The organism is Pseudoalteromonas sp. SS15 (genome assembly GCF_049257195.1).
In the GTDB taxonomy this organism is placed as follows: Bacteria; Pseudomonadota; Gammaproteobacteria; order Enterobacterales; family Alteromonadaceae; genus Pseudoalteromonas.
The window spans coordinates 39,393-60,115 of sequence record NZ_JBMMUD010000013.1; the positions used below are offsets into that span (position 1 = coordinate 39,393).

The 20,723-nt window shown below is 42.8% G+C and carries 15 protein-coding genes; 2 read left to right on the forward strand and 13 right to left on the reverse strand.

All coding sequences use genetic code 11. From position 1 onward, the window contains the following. Nucleotides 1–219: 219 nt before the first annotated feature. The gene (gene ahpF, locus AAEU28_RS19755; protein WP_421965638.1) at nucleotides 220–1,797 is read right to left on the reverse strand and encodes an alkyl hydroperoxide reductase subunit F; all 1,578 of its coding nucleotides are present in this window, start codon (nucleotides 1,795–1,797) and stop codon (nucleotides 220–222) included. A 131-nt stretch (nucleotides 1,798–1,928) separates the two neighbouring features. Beyond that, nucleotides 1,929–2,498 carry an alkyl hydroperoxide reductase subunit C gene (ahpC, locus tag AAEU28_RS19760; RefSeq protein WP_404392651.1) on the reverse strand — a complete coding sequence of 190 codons (570 nt, stop codon included), beginning with the start codon at nucleotides 2,496–2,498 and terminating at the stop codon, nucleotides 1,929–1,931. A gap of 390 nt (nucleotides 2,499–2,888) precedes the next feature. Between ahpC and AAEU28_RS19765 the strand changes: the two genes are divergently transcribed. After that, entirely contained in the window at nucleotides 2,889–3,956 is a 1,068-nt protein-coding gene (locus AAEU28_RS19765; RefSeq protein ID WP_421965639.1) for a glycosyltransferase, read from the forward strand. Nucleotides 3,957–4,036: 80 nt separating this feature from the next. Here AAEU28_RS19765 and AAEU28_RS19770 read toward each other — a convergent pair whose 3' ends face one another. The 6 genes from AAEU28_RS19770 to AAEU28_RS19795 all read right to left on the reverse strand — a co-directional run bounded on the left by AAEU28_RS19770 (nucleotide 4,037) and on the right by AAEU28_RS19795 (nucleotide 9,245). Next, complete coding sequence (locus tag AAEU28_RS19770; RefSeq protein WP_421965640.1) at nucleotides 4,037–4,585, reverse strand: hypothetical protein; 549 nt, start codon at nucleotides 4,583–4,585, stop codon at nucleotides 4,037–4,039. Beyond that, nucleotides 4,575–4,796: a helix-turn-helix domain-containing protein gene (locus AAEU28_RS19775; protein ID WP_390448727.1), complete on the reverse strand. Its 222-nt coding sequence runs from the start codon at nucleotides 4,794–4,796 to the stop codon at nucleotides 4,575–4,577. Before AAEU28_RS19775 ends, AAEU28_RS19770 begins: the two co-directional genes overlap by 11 nt. A gap of 2 nt (nucleotides 4,797–4,798) precedes the next feature. After that, nucleotides 4,799–5,293, reverse strand: a complete 495-nt coding sequence (locus AAEU28_RS19780) for a hypothetical protein (protein WP_421965641.1) — start codon at nucleotides 5,291–5,293, stop codon at nucleotides 4,799–4,801. A gap of 108 nt (nucleotides 5,294–5,401) precedes the next feature. After that, nucleotides 5,402–6,421: a metal-dependent hydrolase gene (locus AAEU28_RS19785; RefSeq protein WP_421965642.1), complete on the reverse strand. Its 1,020-nt coding sequence runs from the start codon at nucleotides 6,419–6,421 to the stop codon at nucleotides 5,402–5,404. Between the two features lie 72 nt (nucleotides 6,422–6,493). Further along, entirely contained in the window at nucleotides 6,494–7,849 is a 1,356-nt protein-coding gene (locus AAEU28_RS19790) for a sigma-54-dependent transcriptional regulator (RefSeq protein WP_421965643.1), read from the reverse strand. After that, the gene (locus AAEU28_RS19795) at nucleotides 7,842–9,245 is read right to left on the reverse strand and encodes an ATP-binding protein (RefSeq protein ID WP_421965644.1); all 1,404 of its coding nucleotides are present in this window, start codon (nucleotides 9,243–9,245) and stop codon (nucleotides 7,842–7,844) included. The genes AAEU28_RS19790 and AAEU28_RS19795 overlap by 8 nt, the downstream gene beginning before the upstream one ends. Before the next feature lie 323 nt (nucleotides 9,246–9,568). Between AAEU28_RS19795 and AAEU28_RS19800 the strand changes: the two genes are divergently transcribed. Further along, on the forward strand, nucleotides 9,569–10,171 hold the full coding sequence (locus AAEU28_RS19800) for a hypothetical protein (protein WP_421965645.1): 603 nt from the start codon (nucleotides 9,569–9,571) through the stop codon (nucleotides 10,169–10,171). A 60-nt stretch (nucleotides 10,172–10,231) separates the two neighbouring features. Here AAEU28_RS19800 and AAEU28_RS19805 read toward each other — a convergent pair whose 3' ends face one another. The 5 genes from AAEU28_RS19805 to AAEU28_RS19825 all read right to left on the reverse strand — a co-directional run bounded on the left by AAEU28_RS19805 (nucleotide 10,232) and on the right by AAEU28_RS19825 (nucleotide 20,698). Further along, entirely contained in the window at nucleotides 10,232–13,522 is a 3,291-nt protein-coding gene (locus AAEU28_RS19805; protein ID WP_421965646.1) for a methyl-accepting chemotaxis protein, read from the reverse strand. Between the two features lie 213 nt (nucleotides 13,523–13,735). After that, the gene (locus AAEU28_RS19810) at nucleotides 13,736–17,089 is read right to left on the reverse strand and encodes an amidohydrolase family protein (RefSeq protein WP_421965647.1); all 3,354 of its coding nucleotides are present in this window, start codon (nucleotides 17,087–17,089) and stop codon (nucleotides 13,736–13,738) included. A 96-nt stretch (nucleotides 17,090–17,185) separates the two neighbouring features. Continuing rightward, a complete protein-coding gene (locus tag AAEU28_RS19815; protein WP_421965648.1) occupies nucleotides 17,186–19,345 on the reverse strand; it encodes an ATP-binding protein in 2,160 nt (719 codons plus the stop codon). A gap of 98 nt (nucleotides 19,346–19,443) precedes the next feature. Then, a complete protein-coding gene (locus AAEU28_RS19820) occupies nucleotides 19,444–20,100 on the reverse strand; it encodes a helix-turn-helix transcriptional regulator (RefSeq protein ID WP_138480030.1) in 657 nt (218 codons plus the stop codon). Nucleotides 20,101–20,326: 226 nt separating this feature from the next. Next, nucleotides 20,327–20,698 carry a histidine triad nucleotide-binding protein gene (locus tag AAEU28_RS19825; protein ID WP_390448774.1) on the reverse strand — a complete coding sequence of 124 codons (372 nt, stop codon included), beginning with the start codon at nucleotides 20,696–20,698 and terminating at the stop codon, nucleotides 20,327–20,329. Nucleotides 20,699–20,723: the final 25 nt, after the last annotated feature.

A 20,723-nucleotide genomic window follows, 5' to 3' on the forward strand; every position in this document is an offset into this window, starting at 1 on the left:
AAGAAAGCGGCCTGAAACCGAGGTTAAAGGCCGCTTTGACTTGCTGGGTGTATTTACCCTTCCTTCTTGAAGAGTCAGCAGCGTTACCTACTCTCACTTACCCCAATCACTTAGCCTACTAAGCTCAAGGGGATAAGTTCGATTGCCGCCTTGCTGTCTCACCAATTAGTTTGGGTAACGCAAGTATTAGGAGTAAATTGGTTGTTTGGGCGCAGTTTCTTACGCTGCGCTTGCTTCATCTTGTGTTTCATCGCTGTGGCGAATGAGGTAATCAAAAGCCCCTAAGCTGGCGGTTGCCCCTGAGCCCATGGCGATAATAATTTGTTTGAATGCTGAATCAGTTACATCACCCGCGGCATACACGCCTGCCATGCTAGTAGCGCCGTATTTGTCGACTTCAATTTCACCAAAGCGGCTCAGTTGTACGTCGGTTTCTTTTAAAAATTCACTGTTCGGAATTAAGCCTATTTGTACAAAAATACCCGCTAAGTCGATTTGGTGCTGTTCACCCGATACGCGGTCGGTGTAGCTTAAGCCTGTTACACGTTGACCATCGCCAAGTACCTCGGTGGTTTGTGCATTCTTAATAATAGTGATATTCGACAAGCTGTTGGCTTTACGAATAAGCACCTCGTCGGCACGTAATGTGTCAGCAAATTCTAATACGGTGACGTGCGAGGTAATGTTTGCAAGGTCTATCGCCGCTTCGATACCTGAGTTACCACCACCGATCACCGCAACCGGTTTGCCTTTAAATAATGGGCCGTCACAGTGTGGGCAGTAAGCGACGCCTTTGCCTTTGTATTCTTGCTCGCCTGGTACATTCATATTTCTCCAGCGTGCACCCGTTGCCATGATCACTGACTTGGCTTTTAATGTCGCACCTGATTCAAGGGGCACTTCGATGTAGTCACCGCGAGAAATACCCGCGGCGCGTTGGCCTTTCATAATATCGACATCGTATTCTTTAACGTGCTCTTCAAGTTGTGCAACCAGCTTTGGCCCTTCAGTGGCTTTGACTGAAATAAAGTTCTCAATGGCGAGGGTATCGGCAACTTGGCCACCAAAACGCTCGGCGACAACACCGGTATTTAAGCCTTTTCGTGCGGCATAAATGGCTGCTGATGCACCTGCAGGGCCACCACCTACAACTAGTACGTCAAATGGGTCTTTTTCATTGAGCTTCTCGGCTTGTTTGGCCGCCGCGCCGGTGTCTAGTTTATTGAGAATATCGTTCAGCGATAGGGCGCCTTGTGAGAATTGCTCACCATTTAGATATACACTTGGTACAGCCATGATATTGCGTGCGTTCACTTCGTCTTGGAACAGTGCACCGTCTATCATAGTCGCTTTAATGTTGCTGTTTCTGGCCGCCATAGTATTAAGCGCTTGCACGACTTGCGGACAAGTTTGGCAGCTCAGAGATATATAGATTTCAAAGTTTAATGGTTCAGCAATACCATCAATGATGCTCAGCTCTTCTTCAGAGGCTTTGCTTGGGTGTCCACCTGTTTGTAACAGTGCCAATACCAGTGAGGTAAACTCATGACCCATAGGAATGCCCGCAAAATCGATTTGTGTATTACGATTGGGAGAGCGCACAGACATGTTCGGTGCACGAGTCGCATCACTTTGTTCAGAGACTGTGATGTGCGTGCTTAATGAACTTAAATCGTTTGCTAAGCTTTTTAATTCGTTTGATTTGTTGCTGTCATCTAGGGCAAGCACTAGCTCGATAGGATCGGTAATGGCAGCAAAGTGGCTTTGTAATTGCGTTTTAATGTTTTGGTCTAGCATGGTGATTGTCCTATTTATTTTTGCTTATTAAAGGCTGTTGCTGTAACAGCCTTTAATTAACTAAATTAATATCCTAGAGATTTCTTGCTGCACGCAGCCAAGACTGGTGCAGTGCGAAAGATGAAGGATAGTTAGATTTTGCCAACTAGGTCTAATGACGGCGCTAATGTCTCTTCACCCGGCTGCCAAGAAGCAGGACATACTTCACCGTCGTGGCTTGCAATGTACTGAGCTGCTTGTACTTTACGAACTAGCTCGCCAGCTGCGCGGCCGATACCAAGGTCGTGTGTTTCAACCACTTTGATTTCGCCTTCTGGGTTGATAACGAAAGTGCCGCGAAGTGCTAAACCTTCTTCTTCAATCATTACACCGAAGTTGCGTGTAATACGACCTGTTGGGTCACCAATCATCGGGAATTGGATTTTCTTAATTGTGTCTGACGCATCGTGCCATGCTTTGTGTGTGAAGTGCGTGTCAGTTGATACTGAGTAAACTTCAACGCCCATGTCTTGAAGCTGTGCGTAATGGTCAGCAAGGTCACCTAGTTCAGTCGGACATACAAATGTGAAGTCTGCTGGGTAGAAGAATACGATTGACCATTTACCTAGTAGGTCTTTTTCACTTACTTCAACGAAGTCGCCATTGTGGTAAGCCGTTGCATTGAATGGTTTGATTTGTGTGTTGATCAATGAAGTAGTCATAATGTTTACTCTCTTAGTTAGTTTGTAATTACTACGTTTGGGACATCCTGTTGCTGTGCCCCTTTGCTTGGCAACTAAGATAGTGGGTTTGACTAATTAAATAAAATGGATTGTTTTGATTAGTTCAATCGATTTTTGTGAATGTGGTTCGGAATGCTTTATGCCTCATTAACTTAAAGCTTTGAGTTTAAACTGATCAGAAAGAGCACATTGGTTTTCTTGATTTAATAAGGTGAGATATACTCCTTTTACTTGATTACTTGGCTCTAAAATAAAAACACAATAGCGATGAAAGTATTGTGTTTAGCTTTGAAGCCTAATTTCATTATTTTGCCAAAGTAACATGGCGTATAGCCTAGATGTCATCAACGTGAGGAAGCTCTGTCTACCATGAAAAAACTAAACATATTGCTGATTACTAAAAACTTTCATATGGGTGGTGCAGAGGTTCATGTGTGTGATCTCGCAAATCAGCTAGCAGAATCTGGACATCACGTTGTTCTGGTGTCAAACGCGGGGGGGCAAACAGAGCATTTGGTGCCTCAGGTTAAACATTATGCGCGAAAAGTGAATGACATTAATTATCTGAAAAACTTATTTTTTATTAAAAAGATAATTAAAGAGCAGCAAATTGATATCGTTCACGGCCATCAAAGATTAGGTATTTCACTCGCTGTTATGGCATCAAAGCTAACAGGCGCACCGAATGTTGCAACGATACATGGCCAGCTCAAATATGATATTCGTTCATTTATGATACGTCGTTGGGTTCAAAAATTAATTTGTGTGCGCTGCAATACCTATGAGCAAACTAAGAAATATCCAAAGCTACATAAAAATTCGTCGCTTATTTTAAATGGTGTACGTCCTTACCCTCTTAGCAAAAATAAAGAACCTTTTACTTTAATGTATGGAAGTCGTATCGATAAACGACACTTTGCGGTTTTGACTATGTTGATCAACGATGTCTTGCCTGAGTTATATCAACTAAATAATGACGTAAAACTACTTGTTTTCGGTGAAGGGAAGTTTTCGTCAGAATTAAAAGAACTAATAGAGCAAACTAACTCTTCATTAGGCAAGCAGGTAATTGACTTTAGAGGGTATACATCTGAGCTTGGTTTAGAATACCAGCAAGCTGGTCTCGCACTAGCCTGCGCTCGTTCCGCGATGGACGCATTATGTAATAATACGGCTGTATTGCCTGTCAATGTTCATAATCTTGGTGAGCCAATCACCACGAAAAACTTTTCGGCCTTGATGGCAAATAACTTTGAACCCACCACTTTTCCAGCACCTACACCTCAAGGTTTGATCCAACAAATTTCCAAATATCTTGAAAACCCGGCTTATTATCAGCAGCAAGTAGAGCTTTTACAGCAAGATATTTCTGCTAACTTAACCTTGCAAGGTGCTGTTGAGAAAACACTAAACTTGTATCAATCATCGTTAGTCTAAAGTAACAAAGCGTGTCTAGTACACAATAATGGATGGCACTGAGTCAGTATCATCCATATCGTTTTCTAGTCATTTTTAGTTTAAATCAGATGTTTTTGTTGTGAGCTTAATATTTTAAATTGTTTTAAAATCCGATAAACAATCTCTGTGCAGGCGATAACTGCCAGACCGATACAGCCATAAAATGTCACCTGATCTGGCCAAGTTGCCTCTATGGGTGACTTTTCTAGAATTTGGCAAAGTAGAATCGGGGCAATAAGCAAACCATACACAACAAACTGTGCCGGAAACTCAATTTCATCTTTCCAGTTATACTCTTCTGGTGTGAATCGAATGCCATCATTGAGTTGTTGCTGTTCAAGCTCGTACATTAGATCAACGGTTTTCGATTCAATTAGCCCTTGTTCATTACTTAACTCAATAATTAATGGGCCAGTTAGCTGGGAGACAACTTTGAACTTTATCTCAAGTTGTTCTTCATCTACTTGAATTAAGTGGCGACCATTTGATGAGATGTTCCTTTGCTCTGATACCTTTTCGCCATTCAGATATATAACCTCTTTGCCAAACATATTTGCTTCAATGGCAATGATATTATCTTGATAGTTAAATTCAGTATTAATTTTCATCGTTATTGTCCTTTTGAAATTCAATCAAATCACCAGGCTGACAGTCCAGTGCATCACAAATAGCCTCTAAGGTACTAAAGCGAATCGCTTTGGCTTTGCCACTTTTTAGCACGCTGAGGTTTTGCGGCGTAATGCCGACTCGTTCGGCAAGCTCGCTAGATTTCATTTTTCGTTTTGCGAGCATAACGTCTAAATTGATGATGATAGCCATTATTAAATCGTCAACGCTTGTTCTTCTTGGAGGTCTTGGGCGACCTTATTGTTGGCACAAAATACATGAAGGATGTATCCGGCAGTGGCGAGTACGATCTCAATATTGGCAAAGTAATCCATCATGCTGATATCAATATCGAAATAAATCATTTCAAGTACGATGCTCAGCAAAGGCTTAGCGATAAGTGCATAGAGTAAGATAACTCTGGCGATCAGTAGGTTGGTTTGTAAGCTGATAGCATTAAATACCTGCTGACCTTGCTCATAACTCTTGAGTAATCTAGAAAATACAAGTAGTAGCCCTAGCGCCACTAAGCCATCAGCGCCTAATTGCAGCGCATTTCTGACTTCAACATACAGGTTATCTTGTGGCTCTAGCCCTGTGATCAAAAAAACAATTGAGAGCAGTCCGAGAAAACTCCACATTGCCACTAGAAAGATTGAGCTTTTTAATTGCTTGCGCTCTCGCGCCATATATTTTTTGAATGCGTTCATGTTTTATCCTTAATAAGTTACTGTTATAGGTAAAGCATAAACGTGTTAAATTTGGAAAACAATAAAAACTTACCGAAAAACGATAAGTTTTTATTGTTTTATGTCTTATTAATTAGCTTTAACTTGTGATAAATCGATATTTGGATTGGTGATCCTATCGAATACTAGGCTTGCTCGACTAAGGGGAGGGCGATTTTGTAGTTGTCTGAAATCGCTTGGTTTAATGCTGCTTTCAGCCTGTTTGGCTATCTCAAAAGAAAACACATAAAAACCTTCTAAGCCCATTCTTAAATCACTAAAAATATAAGTCTGGCCTTGTTGGTAAACCCCGTATAGACCTTTGGTAAAATTTTGCAGCAAGGCAATACGTTGATCTTCGCTCAAGGTATCCAGGACATGATTTGCTGTTTTATGAAATCGAATATCTACCTCATCTACTGAATCAAAAACCGATGCATAAATCTCATAGTGGCCTTGCTCTGTGGTCGCTACGGCGCGCCAAAGCAAAGTATTAAATGGCGAAGGGGTACTTTCGAATTGTTTAAAAGTGATGTCTTGCTTGTCTAATGCCTCTAGTATTTTGCTGTCTATAAACCATTTAGCACTCAGGCTCCAAGTCAGATAAAGCGAGCTCAATACCAGCGCAGTGGAGTTAATTTTGCTTGCATAGGGTTGTGAGCGGGCAAAACACAGGGCAACAAACGCAACTAGCAAAGGTAGGCTATATAGGGGGTCGATAATAAACACACTGGAAATACCAAATGGATAATTACTTAATGGCCAAAGTAATTGCGTGCCGTATACCGTAAAGGTATCGAGTAGAGCATGGGTGCTCAGGATTAAAAATATGGCGATAGACCAGCGTGTCAGCGACACAGATTTTGCCCAGTGCATTTTTGCAATTAACCACGCAAATACAGGGCTAAGCAGTAATTGCACAATCAGCGAGTGGCTAAAGCTGCGATGATAAACAAAGTTTTCGACATCACCACCGAAGTTTATCAACACATCTAAGTCGGGCAGGGTGCCAAATGCCGCGCCTACGAGTAATGACTTACGACCAAGTTTATTGCCTAATGTCGCGTAGCCGACTGCGCTGCCGAGTAAAATTTGCGTGACTGAATCCAAGTTGTTACCCCCTCGAGGCATTTGCTTAAGCAATTAATATTAATAGTGCAATGGAGCGCAATACGATCTGTTTTAATTTAAATTATGCTTTTCTAGACGATATAAAAACTGCTTATAGCTAATGCCTAATAACTTAGCTGCTTGGGTTTTATTACCGCCTTCTCGGTTGAGTGCTTGCTGCAAACAGCCTCTCTCAAATTCATCCCAATTCAATCCCTCGCTTGGCAAGGTAAACAGTCCATTGTTTTGTGACGTGTTAGCCGTGTTGCTTAGGTTTTCTTTTAGCTCAGCTTCATCTTGTAACAGTACAAACTGTTCTAGAGTATTGGAGAGTTGTCGCACATTACCGGGCCAATTAAAGTTGAGGAGATGTTTTAGCAGTGCACTACTTAACTGGGGGGCTTCAATACCATACTGTTTACTAAAGCGTTTTAAGAAATGTTCGATTAATCGCGGAATATCTTCTTGTCGCTCACGCAGTGGTGGCATATGTAACGGCACCACATTTAAGCGGTAGTATAAATCTTCTCTGAATAAGCCATCTTGTACCATTTGCTGCAGGTTCTTATGACTTGCTGCAAGCACTCGGACATCAATATTATGCTCTTTGGTATCACCTACCGGCGTCACCACACCTTCTTGTAATAAGCGCAGTAGTTTGGTTTGTACATTGAGGCTCAGCTCTGCCACTTCATCTAAAAATATCGTGCCCTTGTTGGCCGCGGTAAATTTACCGAGTTTGTCTTGGTTCGCCCCTGTATAGGCGCCTTTAAGTGCACCAAAGAGCTCTGATTCGGCTAAGTTCTCAGGAATAGCGCCGCAGTTAATGGCGATAAATGCTTGTTTACTACGGTTTGAGAGTTGATGAAGCGCGCGCGCAGCAAGCTCCTTACCCGTGCCGCTTTCTCCACTAATTAGCACCGTGGCGCTGGTGGCACTGACGCGTTCTATTCTCTGGAAAACTTTCTGCATACAGGGAGCATGACCAATGATATCGACCAACTGATTTTGCTCGCTTATTTGCGAGCTGAGCTGCTGGTTGGCAAGACGTAACTGATTAGCCTTATTGGCTTTAGCGAGTGCTAGCAACAACTCTTGGCGCTGAAACGGCTTACTTAAATAATCGTCGGCGCCGAGCTCAATGGCTTCAACTGCGTGCTCAATTGATCCATAAGCGGTGGCGACGACAATGCCTATGTGTTTTTGTTGTGCGCGGACATATTTAATTAAGTCCATGCCCGACAGATTTCCTAGCTTCCAATCGGTAAAGATAAGTTCGATGTCTGCGTGATTTTTAAGGGTGATGATGGCATCTTCAACACTAAATGCGCTATAAACCTGATAGTTCGCAGCACTTAACATGGCGCTGATCAGGGTATTTTGAGCCTGGTCGTCTTCAACCAACAAGATAGGTTGTGGCTTAGTCATGAACTGCTCCTTCTTCAACCGATGACTGCGCTAGTTGCAAGGTAACACGTGCGCCATTTTGTGTGTTTTGTACTTGAATATCACCCTGATAGTAAAGTTCTGCTAAGCGTTTGGCTAAATATAACCCCATGCCTGCACCATCTGCCTTGCTGCTCACATGGGGGTTAAATAGCTGAGCAAGAATTTGTGCTTCAAAACCACCGCCATGATCTTCAACTTCCACAAATAACGTGTTTTGTGCTGAATAGGCTTTCACCTCAATCGCTTGAGGGTTTTGATTGGCTTGTTGCGCCTCAATGGCGTTAACTAACAGGGTGTGCAATATAGCGCGGATCTCCGATTCAGCACCTTGTATAGATAAGTTATCAGCTACTTGAATATTAAGGTCAAAATCAAGTTGGCCTACTTCGAGTTGAATATCTTGTAAAACGGCAGAAATTGGCACAGCTTGCGCTCTAGAAGAGTCCTGATTACTGAGCTGCAACAAAGCGCTGATACTCTTATTTAAATGCGCGATTTTATTATCCGCAATGGTTTTTAAGCTGTCCTTGAGTTGGCTGTCTTGGCTTTGCCAAAATTGCTCAAGCGTGAGACCCAAAGTATGTAATGGGTTTCGCAAAGAATGGGCGATAGCGCGACTGAGTTCGCCGAGTTCAGCCAATTGCTTTTGTTGTTGTAATTGTTTTTCGACCAGATTGAGTTGCTCGAGCTTGCTGCTGGTGGCATTAAAGCTGTCAATGCAGGTTGCAATTTCACCGACACCTTGCGCTGGCAGTTGAGTGCCGAGCTTACCGTCTGATAAATCATAGAAGCCTTGCTTGAGTGCAGTGATTGGTTGGGTAAGGCGGTGCACAAAGTACAGCATAAGCCCAATGGCAATCAGTGTTGATAAGGCGATGCTCCATAAAATGAGTGACGTAAATCTTTCAAAGCTTTGGCTTTGAGTTTGATCATTATGCTCTTTCATAATGACTTGCTTTATTTTGTTTTCGTCTTCGAAGTGAACAAATACCGAGTTCAGCTCATTCTGTAGCACTTCAGTTTTAATGTTTATTTGAGGTCTTACAGGATGGGCAGGTAAGGGACTCTCAGGTGGCTTGGGGGCACTTAATGGGGTATTAGGTTTAGGAGGCGGAGGTGGTAACGTGGGTGAATTGCTAATAGTGATCTGATCAGAGATGATGACTACTTTGGGAGCATCTGTGCCAAGACCCTGTACAATATTATTTATGTCTTCTCGAGCTTTGCCAATGAGTTGCTTAGTGATCACTTTAGATTGTTCTGTGATATCTGCACTGACTTGTGATTTGAAATGTAATACCAGCAAGGTTTGGCTCACTGCAAGTAAAAGAAATATCGCCAAAATGCCCAGAATAAAATAGCGCTTAATCGTCACACCTTCTCCCAATTAGATCTTTAAACCGCTTCTAAACCACTTATTACAAGATGCATTCCAAAGTGTTAAATCGCAAGTGGTTTATAAGTTCATGAAATTATGCAGATTAATCAGTGCTCTTTTTAGCTGTTAGATTTCATCAACTAAGCATTCCCGATATCCGCCTTTTCATATCCTGATATCAGGATATTTTTCATTGGCTTTTCCAAGCAATATTAGTAACGCCATGAAAATACTATAAAAAGTTATTTGGCATGCCTTTTTCTATAGCTAGGTCGATATTTTATTTCAGCGTGTATAAATCGCACCATAAGGAGAAGACCATGTTTTCAACCATTAAGTATAAAAAAGTCGCCCAAGCACTTGCCGCTGCAGGCCTTGTTTTTGCAGCCAGCAGCTACGCAACAGATACAGAAACACATCATGTGATTAAAGTTAAACAAATCAATGGTGATGTAAAAGTGATGGTGAGCGAAGGCCATAACAGCAATGTTCGAGTCATTAAACTTGATAAAGCGGAGTTAGGTAGTGATGTGCTAGCTGAAAAGTTGGCGGATTTAACCGTTGAAACACGTCAGAAGGTTGAAGAGGTGCTCGAACAAATCGACTTAAATGATAACAAAGTAACTATCTTTGCAGATAAGGTGGTCCAAAAGCTGGGTAAAGATGGCGAAGTAAACAAAGTGGTATTTGTACAACATAATAGTGAAGACTTTACACTTCACCTCCCACCAGAGCCACCGTTACCGCCAGGTGCACCAAAACCAGTTAAGCCAACTAAAGCGCCTAAAGTATTTAAGTTCTCGTTTGATGCAGACGGCGAAGGCGACCATGGGTTTAAGTTGATCACGTCATTACTGAAAGAAACCAAGTTAACACCAGAGCAAATTGATGAGCTACAAACTCTCTTAAATGAAAAGTATTAACTGAGTTTGCATAAAAAGAAACGGCCCAAAATGGGCCGTTTTTGTGTTTACTGGAGGGGGCTATCGGTTGTAGTGATGTACCAGCAAAGTTGGCTCTGCAAACTCACTTTCACCTAAATTGAAATACTCCAATGAGCGACGCATATTATGCGCTTGGTCGGCCATTTGCTTAGCGGCAGCCATGGTTTCTTCTGTGATGGCTGAGTTTTCTTGAATAAGATGAGTTAGACGTTGCACAACCGTATCGACTTCTCGAATAGCCTGTTGCTGAGTCATGGTCGATTGGTTGATCTTCACAATAGATTGGTTAACCTGCGCAACTGCACCAACAATTTGTTCTAGCTTTTGGCCCGAACTATTCGCCAATTCAGTGCCTTGTTCTACTTTGGCGTTCGAATTGGCAATGATGTCTTTGATCTGTCGAGCTGAAGATGCGCTACGACCAGCCAATTCGCGAACTTCATTGGCGACAACGGCAAACCCGCGACCATTATCACCGGCTCTCGCCGCTTCTACCGCAGCGTTAAGGGCGAGTAAGTTAGTTTGGAAAGCGATGCCGTCGATAACAGACACGATTTCATTAATGTCTTTGCTCGCCGTGTTAACTTCGTCAATGGCCAATACCGTATCGTGTGACAATGTGCCACCTTCTTTGGCAATAGCTTCGGCGCTTTCAGCGAGTTGCACCGCTACGCCAGATTGGTCAGCAACTTGACCAATTTCATCCAACATATTGCTGGTGCTGGCGCTGGCTTCTTCAAGGTTGGCTGCTTGCTCTTCGGTACGTGAGCTTATCTCGGTGTTGCTGTTAGCGATTTCGCCAGCACTTTGTGACACTTGATTTGCGGCAATCTGAATGCCTTGGATCACCTCTGTAAGTTTCGCAATGGTGCTATTCACATCATGCTTAAGGGTTAAGAACACCCCTTGGTAATCACTATTAATTGAGTGTGTTAAATTACCCTGAGCCACTGCGCTAAGCACTTGTGTCACTTCATTGATGGCATCAGAAATGGTATCGGTTGAACCATTAATGTCTTCTTTGAGTTGAAGTAGCTGGCCTTGTAGGTCTGACTCAATCTTCTGAGTGAAGTCACCTTCAGACATCGCCGCCATGACGCTTGCAAGCTCTTGAATCACTTGGTCCAGAGTTAATACCGAGCGATTGATGTCTTGTTTCAGGGTATTAAGCTGCCCCGTCATTGGAGAGTCAATTGTTCTGTCAAAGCGCCCATGGCTGATTGCCATCATCACCGCAGAAATTTCGCTCATCGCTTTATCTAGGCTGTTAATCGAGGCATTAATGTCTTGCTTAAGTTGGCCTAGCTCACCTTCAGCGTTACATTCAACGATATGTTTGAAATCACCTTTATTTACAGCAGCCATGACATTGCTGATATCACTAATGATTTCAGCTAGGTTGGCAACGCTGAAATTGATATCGTCTTTCAATGCTTCAAGCTGACCTTGCAGTGGTAAGTTAACACGCTTAGAGAAATCACCCTGACGAATAGCACCCATTACCATATTAATCTCGGCAACGGCACCATTGATGCTTTTTACAGAATCATTCACACTGACTTTTAGTTCGTTTAGCTTACCTTGTGCTTCAACTTGAATGGTGTCAGTGAAATTGCCTTTCGCGACATTGGCCATGGTTTCAACAATGGCATTCATGGTGCTATCGAGTGAGTTTAAAGAATAATTAATGTTGTCTTTAAGGTGCGCAAGGTCCCCTGACATAGGTGCTTGCAATTGCTTGTCGAATTGACCTTGAGACATAGCGCTGATGACATGGTTAATCTCACCAATCGCCACATCTAAACTATTTGCACAGTTATTGGTTGCTTGCTTAAGGGTGTTTAGTTCACCTTTACATTCAACCTTAATACGGTCATGGAATTTACCGTCAGCCATTTCATTAAGCACGCGATTCGATGCGCTAATTGAAGTTTGCAGTGCTTCTAACAGTGAATTAAACGCCACTGCACAGCGACCAATTTCGTCTTTAGAAGAAACAGGAGCACGAAGCGAGAAATCCCCTTCTTTTTCTACGCGACGCATCGTGGCCATGAGTTCATGCACTGGCTGTGTCAGTGAACGAGCAAAGAAAATAGCGACAGCGACAATAAAAGCGATGGCAACTGCCAGAATTCCTAACAGTACATTTCTTAATAATGTGACAGCTGAGAAAGCTTCTTGTTCGTCGATTTCAGCCAGTAACGCCCAATTATTGCCAAATACATCGATATTGCGATAAGCAGATAGCACAGGTTGGCCATTGTAATCGGTGATGACTTTTTCACCTTCTTGACCTGACATAGCTAATTCAAAGGCTTCGGTATCGACATTGCCTTTTGACGGGTATTTGAACGAGTTTACGACAGAGTGATTCTCAGGGTCTAAATAAGAGTCTGAACGCATTAAGCCATCAGGGCCAACGAGGTAGGTTTCGCCAGTTTCACCTAAGCCTTCACGCTCAGTCATGATACTATTTAATGCGTCGATTGATAACTGAAATACCAGTGTTGCTTGTGGCATACCATCATAGATAATTGGGGCCGCAATGAAACTGGCCGGTGCATTATAAGAAGGTAAATATTGCTTATAATCGACAAACGCAAAATCAGATTGGCTGAATAAGTCTTTGGCTTCATTAAATACTGAGGCGAGATTACTGTTTGCGTAAGGGCCGTTATTGAGTGACGTCGCGTAGTCTAACTCTTTGTAAACAGAATAAATAACATAGCCGCTTTGATTATCGATAATAAAGATATCGTAGAAGTCATAGACATTAGCTACTTCACTGAAAAAACTATGAAATTTTTGGTGTGCTAGGTCGTAGGCATCATTGTGACCGGTTGAGTCTAGTGCAGACTTTTCACCTAGCGGGTGCGGATTGTCAGCAATATAACGAGCCTGCAGCTCAAGTGCTTTCGGGCTAAGGCCATCTAAAATTGAGCTTGGTACAGAGGTATTTGGGTTTTCCGCCCTGAACTTGCTACTGAAATCTTGCTGATAGTAACGGGTTAAACTCTGTGGTTTGCTGTTTAATCCTTCAAGCTTATTGAAGCTAGCAATAAATGCTTTAGAGGCATCAGCGGTTTTTTGACTGATTGCCAGTGTATATAAATTATCTTTGACGCTTTCGAAATGCCTAGAAACCGCACTTTTTTTTATCTCACCCACTGCAGCGAGTTGTGAGTAGGCTTGTTGTTCTAGCGCGGTAGAAGCTTTATATAGCGCAATTGAAATGATTACCACGATAGGAACTAGGGCCACAGTTAAAAACGCGGCGATGAGTTTTCTGCTCAAATTCAATGAGCGGAAAGACGTCAATGGGCTGGTCATAGCGCATTCCTTTTTAAGATTATATCTTACTTGAGATGGTGACTAATATAGGTGCAAAGTTTAGAACAATTATTAGTTGCGTCTACAGTTATCGTCCGATTTTGTTGCAAATTTAGGTTATTTTTTTATGAATGTAAAAAAGGCCGCTGATTTGCGGCCTTTTGAAGTTTTTACACTACATCAAACTGTAATAATTAACCTGAGCTCAGGTTATTAATGCTTCCAGTGATATTTGTGTGCTTTTTCTTCCATATACGCTTCGGTTGCTGAGTGCATAGGTGCTTTGCTACCGTTCTCGAAGAAGAATGGCTGACGTTGACGGTTGTAGTTACCTACTTCGTTCATGGTTGCAGCATCATAGATACGGCCATTAAGTACTGTGTAAGCGACTTTTTCTGACTGACGAATATCGTTTAGAACGTCACCGTCGATGATCACTAAGTCGGCTAATTTGCCTTTTTCGATAGTACCAATGTCATTGTCTAGCGCTAGGTATTTAGCCCCGTCAATGGTACCACTACGTAGCGCTTCCCATGCTGTGAAGCCACCTTGTGCCATTGACCATAACTCCCAGTGCGCGCCTAAGCCTTCACGTTGACCGTGTGCACCAATGTGAACTGTAACGCCTTTATCGCGTAGTTGCTTCGCAGATTTAGCGGCATTGATGTGGTTATAGTGGTGCTCAGGTGCCGTAGGGCGACGAATTGAGCGTGGGTTAAGAATGTACTCAGGTACGAATGCTTTTAAGCGCTCGTTCTTCCATACTTCTGTTGTATCGTAGAAGTAATCTTCACCTTTAATACCACCGTAAGCGACGTTGAACGTTGGTGTAAAGCCCGCTTTAGTTTGGCTCCACATTTGTACAACGTCTGAGTAGATGTTTGGAATTGGTAGTGCGTGCTCAAGACCCGTGTGACCATCGATGATCATATTCATGTTCTGTTGGAACTTAGACCCGCCTTCAGGCACCACCATGATTTCCATTTCTTTCGCTGCTTCTAGCACTTGTTGACGTGTGTCACGACGAGGATGGTTGTAACTCTTCACCGAGATAGCACCCGCATCTTTTAGGCGCTTAACGTGGAATTTTGCATCTTCAAGATTGTTAATTGGCGTTTTATAACCCGGTGCATTACCTGCGTATAAAATACGACCTACAGAGTAAATACGTGGTGCAACCGTTAGACCAGCACGCTGAAGCTCAGCCATTGAGAACACTTCGTTTGAATCGTTCGATGGATCGTGGATGGTTGTGACACCAAAGCTTACGTTAGAGAACTGGTTCCAGTTCTGCTCAGGCTGTAAGTTACGGCTACCATAGCTGCCGTGCGCGTGTGCATCAACAAGGCCTGGGATCACAGTCTTACCTGAGATATCCATGACTTTTGCTTTGCTAGGAATGTTCACATCGCTGCGCGTACCTACTGCGATAATGCGGTTGTCTTCGATAAGTACCACACCGTCTTCGATAATTTCTTGCTCTTGGTCTGCGTTACGCATAGTAACGACTTTACCGCCAACTAGGGCTAATAGGCCTTCTGGCTTATCCGCTTTTTTCTCGAAGCTTAAGTCGATACCTTCAGCCGTTAGCTCGCTGACATCATCTGCTGCGCCTTCTAAGAACGCAAATGTATCAGTTAGCTTGCGCTGATAAAGGTTAGGACCAAACGCCCAAGTTAATGCGCTGCTGTCAGCTTTCCAGTTTAAGAAGTCACCAGAGTACTTAGACACTTGCTTAACAGGGAATGATTTAGTGCCCTTGTTAATTGACAGTGTTTTACCTGTGCTTGTGAATGGCGCTACAAAGGTATTGAAGTTTTCAATGAAGGCCACGTATTTGCCGTTTGGTGATACGCGGTAATCAAAGATGTACTCACCCTTGAAGTGTGAGCGCTCTTGCTGACCGTTTAAATCTACTGATTTAAGTTCACGGCTAGTTTCGCTGCTTGCAACATTGAAGAAGATGCGATCGCTGTCAGCGCCAAAGTGTGGATTGTCACCACGTTTGATGATGCGCTTTGCTTCACCGCCCTTAACGCTGGTTAAGTAAATGCCCGGTTCCATTGACCAGTCACCGCTGAGTAAGTAACCACCGGTTACTTTACGGTAAAGTACTTTTTTACCATCTGGTGAGAAGCTCGGGTTGATGTAGTGACCTGGCTCTTGCGTGATCACTTTGCCTTTACCACCTTTTGCAGATACCACGCGAACCGCGCCTAAATCTTGGTCATCCCAGCTTGTATAGACAATATATTTGCCATCACGAGAGAAGCTAGGGTAGAACTCAAAGTGGTCGTTTTGCTTAGTCACACGCTTTACTTTACCTGACGCGATGTCTTTGGTGTAAAGGTGACCAAGTGCTTGGAATAGGGCTGTTTTACCATCTGGAGAAATTTGTGACCAACGTGCCAGTTTCACTTTGAATGTGTCAGGGGCAACGTCTACGGCAAACTTCAGCGCTGGCGTGATTTGCTTTTCAGCCACAACACGCGTTGGGATCACTTGTGCTTGTTTGCTAGCAATATCTACTTTGTGGAATACACCACCTGACCAGAACACTAATGCTTTACCGTCTGGCGTGTAAGCAAATGCAGGCGTGTTACCTTGTGCACCGTTTGCTTCTTGTAAGTCACGGTCTAGGCCTGCAAAGATTTCAGTTTCGATACCCGACTTAAGATCTTTGATATACAGAGCACTTTGCATCTCTTTGCCATTCTCGATACGTTTTACAAACGCAAGCGATTTACCGTCAGGACTTGGCGTTGGACGAATTGCACCGCCTGAGCCACGGATCACAGTTTCTTCTTCACCGGTTGCTAAATCCCAAGAGCGGATCTCAAAGACTGATTCAAGTGCGTTCTTGTTGTACTGCCAGCGTACACCTGCCGTGGCATCAACTGAGTAGTAAATCTTCTTACCATCTTTTGAGAAAGCAGGTTCTGCAACGTTCTTCTGTGACTTCGCACCATGTAGACGCTCACGTACAACTACACCTTTACCACCAGAAATGTGGTACATACGAATTGAACCACCTGGAATAGTACGACCCGTTACTTGACCTTGCTTAACCGCAATATACTGCCCATCTGGCGACCAAGCTGGGTTATGAAGTAGGTTGTGAGACTCGCCAGAGACCTTACGCATGTTCTCGCCGTTCACATCCATAACCCATAGGTTTTCAGCGCCTTCACGGTCAGAGATAAATGCGATTTTAGATCCGTCTGGAGAGAATTTCGGTTGGAAGTTCCATGCTCTGTCATTGGTAATTGCAGTTGCTTTACCACCTGAAATAGGCATCACATAGATGTCGCCTAACATATCGAAGATAATGTTTTTGCCATCAGGACTAACGTCTAAGTTACTCCATGTCGTTTCGTTGGTGTCGATGGTGATAGTTTGCTTTTCACCTGGTGGGTTTAGTACATCCCACTTGTCTGATTTTTTAGCTTCAGTTTTTACAGCGGCCTTATCGGTTGCTTTACTATCAGCATTAGCAAGCGCAGGAGCACTTGCACCGAATACGGCTAAACTGACGGCCAGCGCCAGTGGTGTTTTAAGTAATGCCATAATGGTTCCCTTTGTTTTGTTATATGTGTGATATCCACACTTGTCATTAGCATGACGAATTTACTTCTAGGTGTCGACTCTGCGCGATAAAACGCCTTAATTCAGCGTTTGGGAGCGAACGAATTGCAAATATGCCGATAAGCTGTCTTGCCACAAGACCATGGCTTGGGTAAGTTCTTCGTGGGCAGATTTATCTTCTAGTAAACGGCGTTCGATGGTTTTTAGCATTTGCCCATAGCGATTAAAGCCTAATTGCAAGGCTGTACTCGCTTGGCGATGCAGCATTTTAATGCATTGGTCGTTGTCTATGTCTAACTGCTGCTGAATGCTAATTAATTTGTTGCGCGCAGAAAGCACGAATTCATTGTAAATAGAAGATACTTCATCTTCATTAAAGTTTTTCTGTAAAGAGCTCGCCGCGGTTTCATCGTATAGCACATCAGCCAGTTCAACACTGATGGTAGGCTCTTTCAGTGTCTGTGAATCACTGAGCGCTTGGCGTAGCTTCTCTTGTTTGATGGGTTTAGCAACAATGTCTTTGATCCCCAGCATCATATATTCTTTGATTTCATCCGGGCTTAAACTTGCAGTAAACGCGAGGAAAGGCGTGCGCTGATTTTTATGCTCTATTTTCTTCAATGACTTAAGTACTTCTTGACCGGTCAAATCGGGTAGGTTCATATCGAGTAGTACGGCATCAAACTGGTGGTGCTGGAGTAAATCGAGTGCTGACTGTCCTGTGGTCGCGAGCTTCACTTTGTGCTCATCTTCAGCCATAAACTCAATGGCAATTTTTTGGTTTAACTCTAAATCTTCGACTAATAAGATATTAAGCCCAGTCACGCAGTCTGTTTCTTGAAGGCGTTGTGGTACAAGGCTGAGCTCACCAATGGCAAGATTTAAACTAAAACTAAACACACTGCCTTTATTTAACTGACTGGCAATTTCGAGCTTTGAACCTAAACGTTCGAGTAAGCGTGCGGTAATCGCCAGTCCCAAGCCAGTACCGCCTTTTACTTTGCCTGCGCTACTTTGCACATAAGGCTGAGTTAGCTTTTCAATATCGTCATCTTCAATGCCAGGGCCTGAGTCGATCACACTGAATGTGACGGTATGTGCCATAGCGCTATCTTGTTCAAGGTGGACTTTGATTTTTACTGACCCTGAGTCGGTAAACTTAATAGCATTGCCGACGAGGTTAATGATAATTTGTCGAAGCTTTTGTTGGTCACAGTAATAACAAGCCTGTTCAGGCAGGTCGTAGTCGAGCTCAAACTTCAATTGTTTTTGTTCTGCTAATGGCGTGAGCAGCAAGCAGAGGTTATTTAACCAAGTCTTGAGCTCGATATCTTCTTCATAGAGTGACTCATCACTTTGCTCTAAACTGGCGTAATCAAGCACTTTATCAATGAGTAAATTAAGCGACTCTGCAGAATTAATAATGGCTTCGCAATAAGCTTTATTTTTTGGGCTCTTAGTGCGGCTTAATACCAGTTGTGCGCTGCCTAGAATACCGTTAAGTGGGGTGCGGATCTCATGGCTGACCGTAGATAAAAATAAGCCACGTATTTCTAAATCTTTTTGTGCTTTTTCAGTCAACGCATTTAGATGTAATTCACGTCGTTCATTACAAAGCAGGGCCATGCCAGTGGCATAGAAGATTGGAGAGAGCACGCCATTAATGAATACGGTGGTTGTGAACCAGGTGTCTTGCATAATGGTAAGGTGTGTGACCTCTCCCATCATAATTGAGCGGCCAATAAAAGCGATAAGCAGCAAACCAAGCACTATGGTATATACAATGGTGCCATTGGGGTAGCGTGGGCGGGCAAATCGCCAAAACATTGATAGCAGCAACACAATTTCAGCGATGTGCTGTAAGTCTGAAATCCAGATCCGCGCTCTTAAATTGTCGTCGACTATGCTGTAGTAGCCCAAAGCAACGAGTAAAACGCAGGTAAATGCTAAGAAACTCTTTAACTCCCAACCTTTATGCTCTAAGAATTGGCTGATCGCTAATACATGAATAATGGATGCGGCAAATAAAAGCGCATTACCAATGCCTATGGTTTGCCAATGCTCTAAATAACCATGAAGTGAAAAGCTCATAGTTGCCAGAAAAAGTACCAGCGGATAGAGGGTGTAAGTGGCAGTGCCGGGTATGTTTTTATTGGTTCGCCAAGTTAAGTAACATAACAAGGTCATCATGGCCATCATAGCGCCACTAGTAAAATAGAGGGTTTTGGGATCAAACATACGCGTCGAACTTATTAAGTAATGGCTCTAGCATAGAGGGAAGTTAGGAACAGGTAAAGAAAGAGGAAGCTAGGCTTCCTCTTTTGAGAATTGTTTTGTTAACGAATTTCGTCTGGGATATTTTGTTGCGCCCAAGACAATAATTCAATTCGGTTACGACATTTAGTCTTTCTGAATGCACTGTAAAGGTGTGTTTTAACTGTATGCGGGCTGATATTTAAATCTTCGGCGATTTCTTTGTTCTTCGCACCCTTACTCATCAGTGAAATGATGGCTTTTTCACGTTTGGTCAACTTAACCGGTTCAATATCGCCTTCAGTGAGTTTATGAAGTGCATCTTTATTAAATTGCAACATACGGTTAAGGGCATTACACATGATGTCACGACGATACCAAAGTTGGTTTTCCATCAGTAAACGGATCCCTTTCATCAGTACATCAGCGTTGTCTGTGGTGTAAAACACGCCGCGAATACCACTTAGCAATGCACGGTTTGCAAGTTCAGGGTTCTCGTCTAGATTAAATAGCACGATATCGCAATTTACTTTTAGCTTAACTAAATGTTCTTTTAGTTTGTTCCATGCATCGTTTTGTGCGGTTTCGATGAATAACAATCTTGTATCTTCTGGCACTTCAGTAATGTCTGTGCCGGTAGTAACTTCTAAACCTTGGGTTTTGAGTAAAGGTTGAAGGACATTAATGCCAATTGTATTAATTGGCTCTTTATCTAAAAGTAAAAAGGCGGTACTGCTCATTTTAAATGGACGCTCTCATTCAAATTATTGCTTTAATGCTAACACGCGACTCAGACCTTTTGTATGAGTTTGCTACTAAAAATATAGAAAATTTTGCTATATATACAAGCATTTTTGTTAAATAATGCGACTAATTGGCATTTTCAATTTTAACCAATTGATAATGTTATTATTTTGTTAGCCGCATTAATAGCTTATTCATTTACATTCATTAACGCAGAATTTTTTAAATTAATTCTTTTTTCTTATTTGTAAACGGCGGCCAGCCCATTTCTAAACCAGCCAGTACGTGTAAGTGAACATGAAAAACAGTTTGGCCCCCATGCTCATTACAATTCATCACGACACGATAACCATCTTCTGCAAAGCCATGCTCTTTTGCCAACTTTGCCGCCACCACGTAAAGTTGACCAATTAAATGGGCGTTAGTTTCATTGACATCATTGATGGTCGCGATGGGCGTTTTAGGGATCACCAGTACATGAAAGGGAGCCTGCGGATTAATGTCTCGAAAAGCCAGTGTGTGTTCATCTTCATAGATGATATCGGCAGGAATTTCTTTACTAATAATTTTGTCAAAAATGGTGGCTTGGGCCATGATCTATCCTAAAAGTATGTTGTTG

What these genes read in the sequence shown, in the direction of transcription:
- AAEU28_RS19790 (WP_421965643.1), bottom strand. Translation starts at nt 7,849, where the DNA reads ATGACTAAGCCACAACCTATCTTGTTGGTTGAAGACGACCAGGCTCAA.
- AAEU28_RS19825 (WP_390448774.1), bottom strand. Translation starts at nt 20,698, where the DNA reads ATGGCCCAAGCCACCATTTTTGACAAAATTATTAGTAAAGAAATTCCT.
- AAEU28_RS19780 (WP_421965641.1), bottom strand. Translation starts at nt 5,293, where the DNA reads ATGAACGCATTCAAAAAATATATGGCGCGAGAGCGCAAGCAATTAAAA.
- ahpF (WP_421965638.1), bottom strand. Translation starts at nt 1,797, where the DNA reads ATGCTAGACCAAAACATTAAAACGCAATTACAAAGCCACTTTGCTGCC.
- AAEU28_RS19800 (WP_421965645.1), top strand. Translation starts at nt 9,569, where the DNA reads ATGTTTTCAACCATTAAGTATAAAAAAGTCGCCCAAGCACTTGCCGCT.
- ahpC (WP_404392651.1), bottom strand. Translation starts at nt 2,498, where the DNA reads ATGACTACTTCATTGATCAACACACAAATCAAACCATTCAATGCAACG.
- AAEU28_RS19775 (WP_390448727.1), bottom strand. Translation starts at nt 4,796, where the DNA reads ATGGCTATCATCATCAATTTAGACGTTATGCTCGCAAAACGAAAAATG.
- AAEU28_RS19770 (WP_421965640.1), bottom strand. Translation starts at nt 4,585, where the DNA reads ATGAAAATTAATACTGAATTTAACTATCAAGATAATATCATTGCCATT.
- AAEU28_RS19810 (WP_421965647.1), bottom strand. Translation starts at nt 17,089, where the DNA reads ATGGCATTACTTAAAACACCACTGGCGCTGGCCGTCAGTTTAGCCGTA.
- AAEU28_RS19820 (WP_138480030.1), bottom strand. Translation starts at nt 20,100, where the DNA reads ATGAGCAGTACCGCCTTTTTACTTTTAGATAAAGAGCCAATTAATACA.
- AAEU28_RS19815 (WP_421965648.1), bottom strand. Translation starts at nt 19,345, where the DNA reads ATGTTTGATCCCAAAACCCTCTATTTTACTAGTGGCGCTATGATGGCC.
- AAEU28_RS19765 (WP_421965639.1), top strand. Translation starts at nt 2,889, where the DNA reads ATGAAAAAACTAAACATATTGCTGATTACTAAAAACTTTCATATGGGT.
- AAEU28_RS19805 (WP_421965646.1), bottom strand. Translation starts at nt 13,522, where the DNA reads ATGACCAGCCCATTGACGTCTTTCCGCTCATTGAATTTGAGCAGAAAA.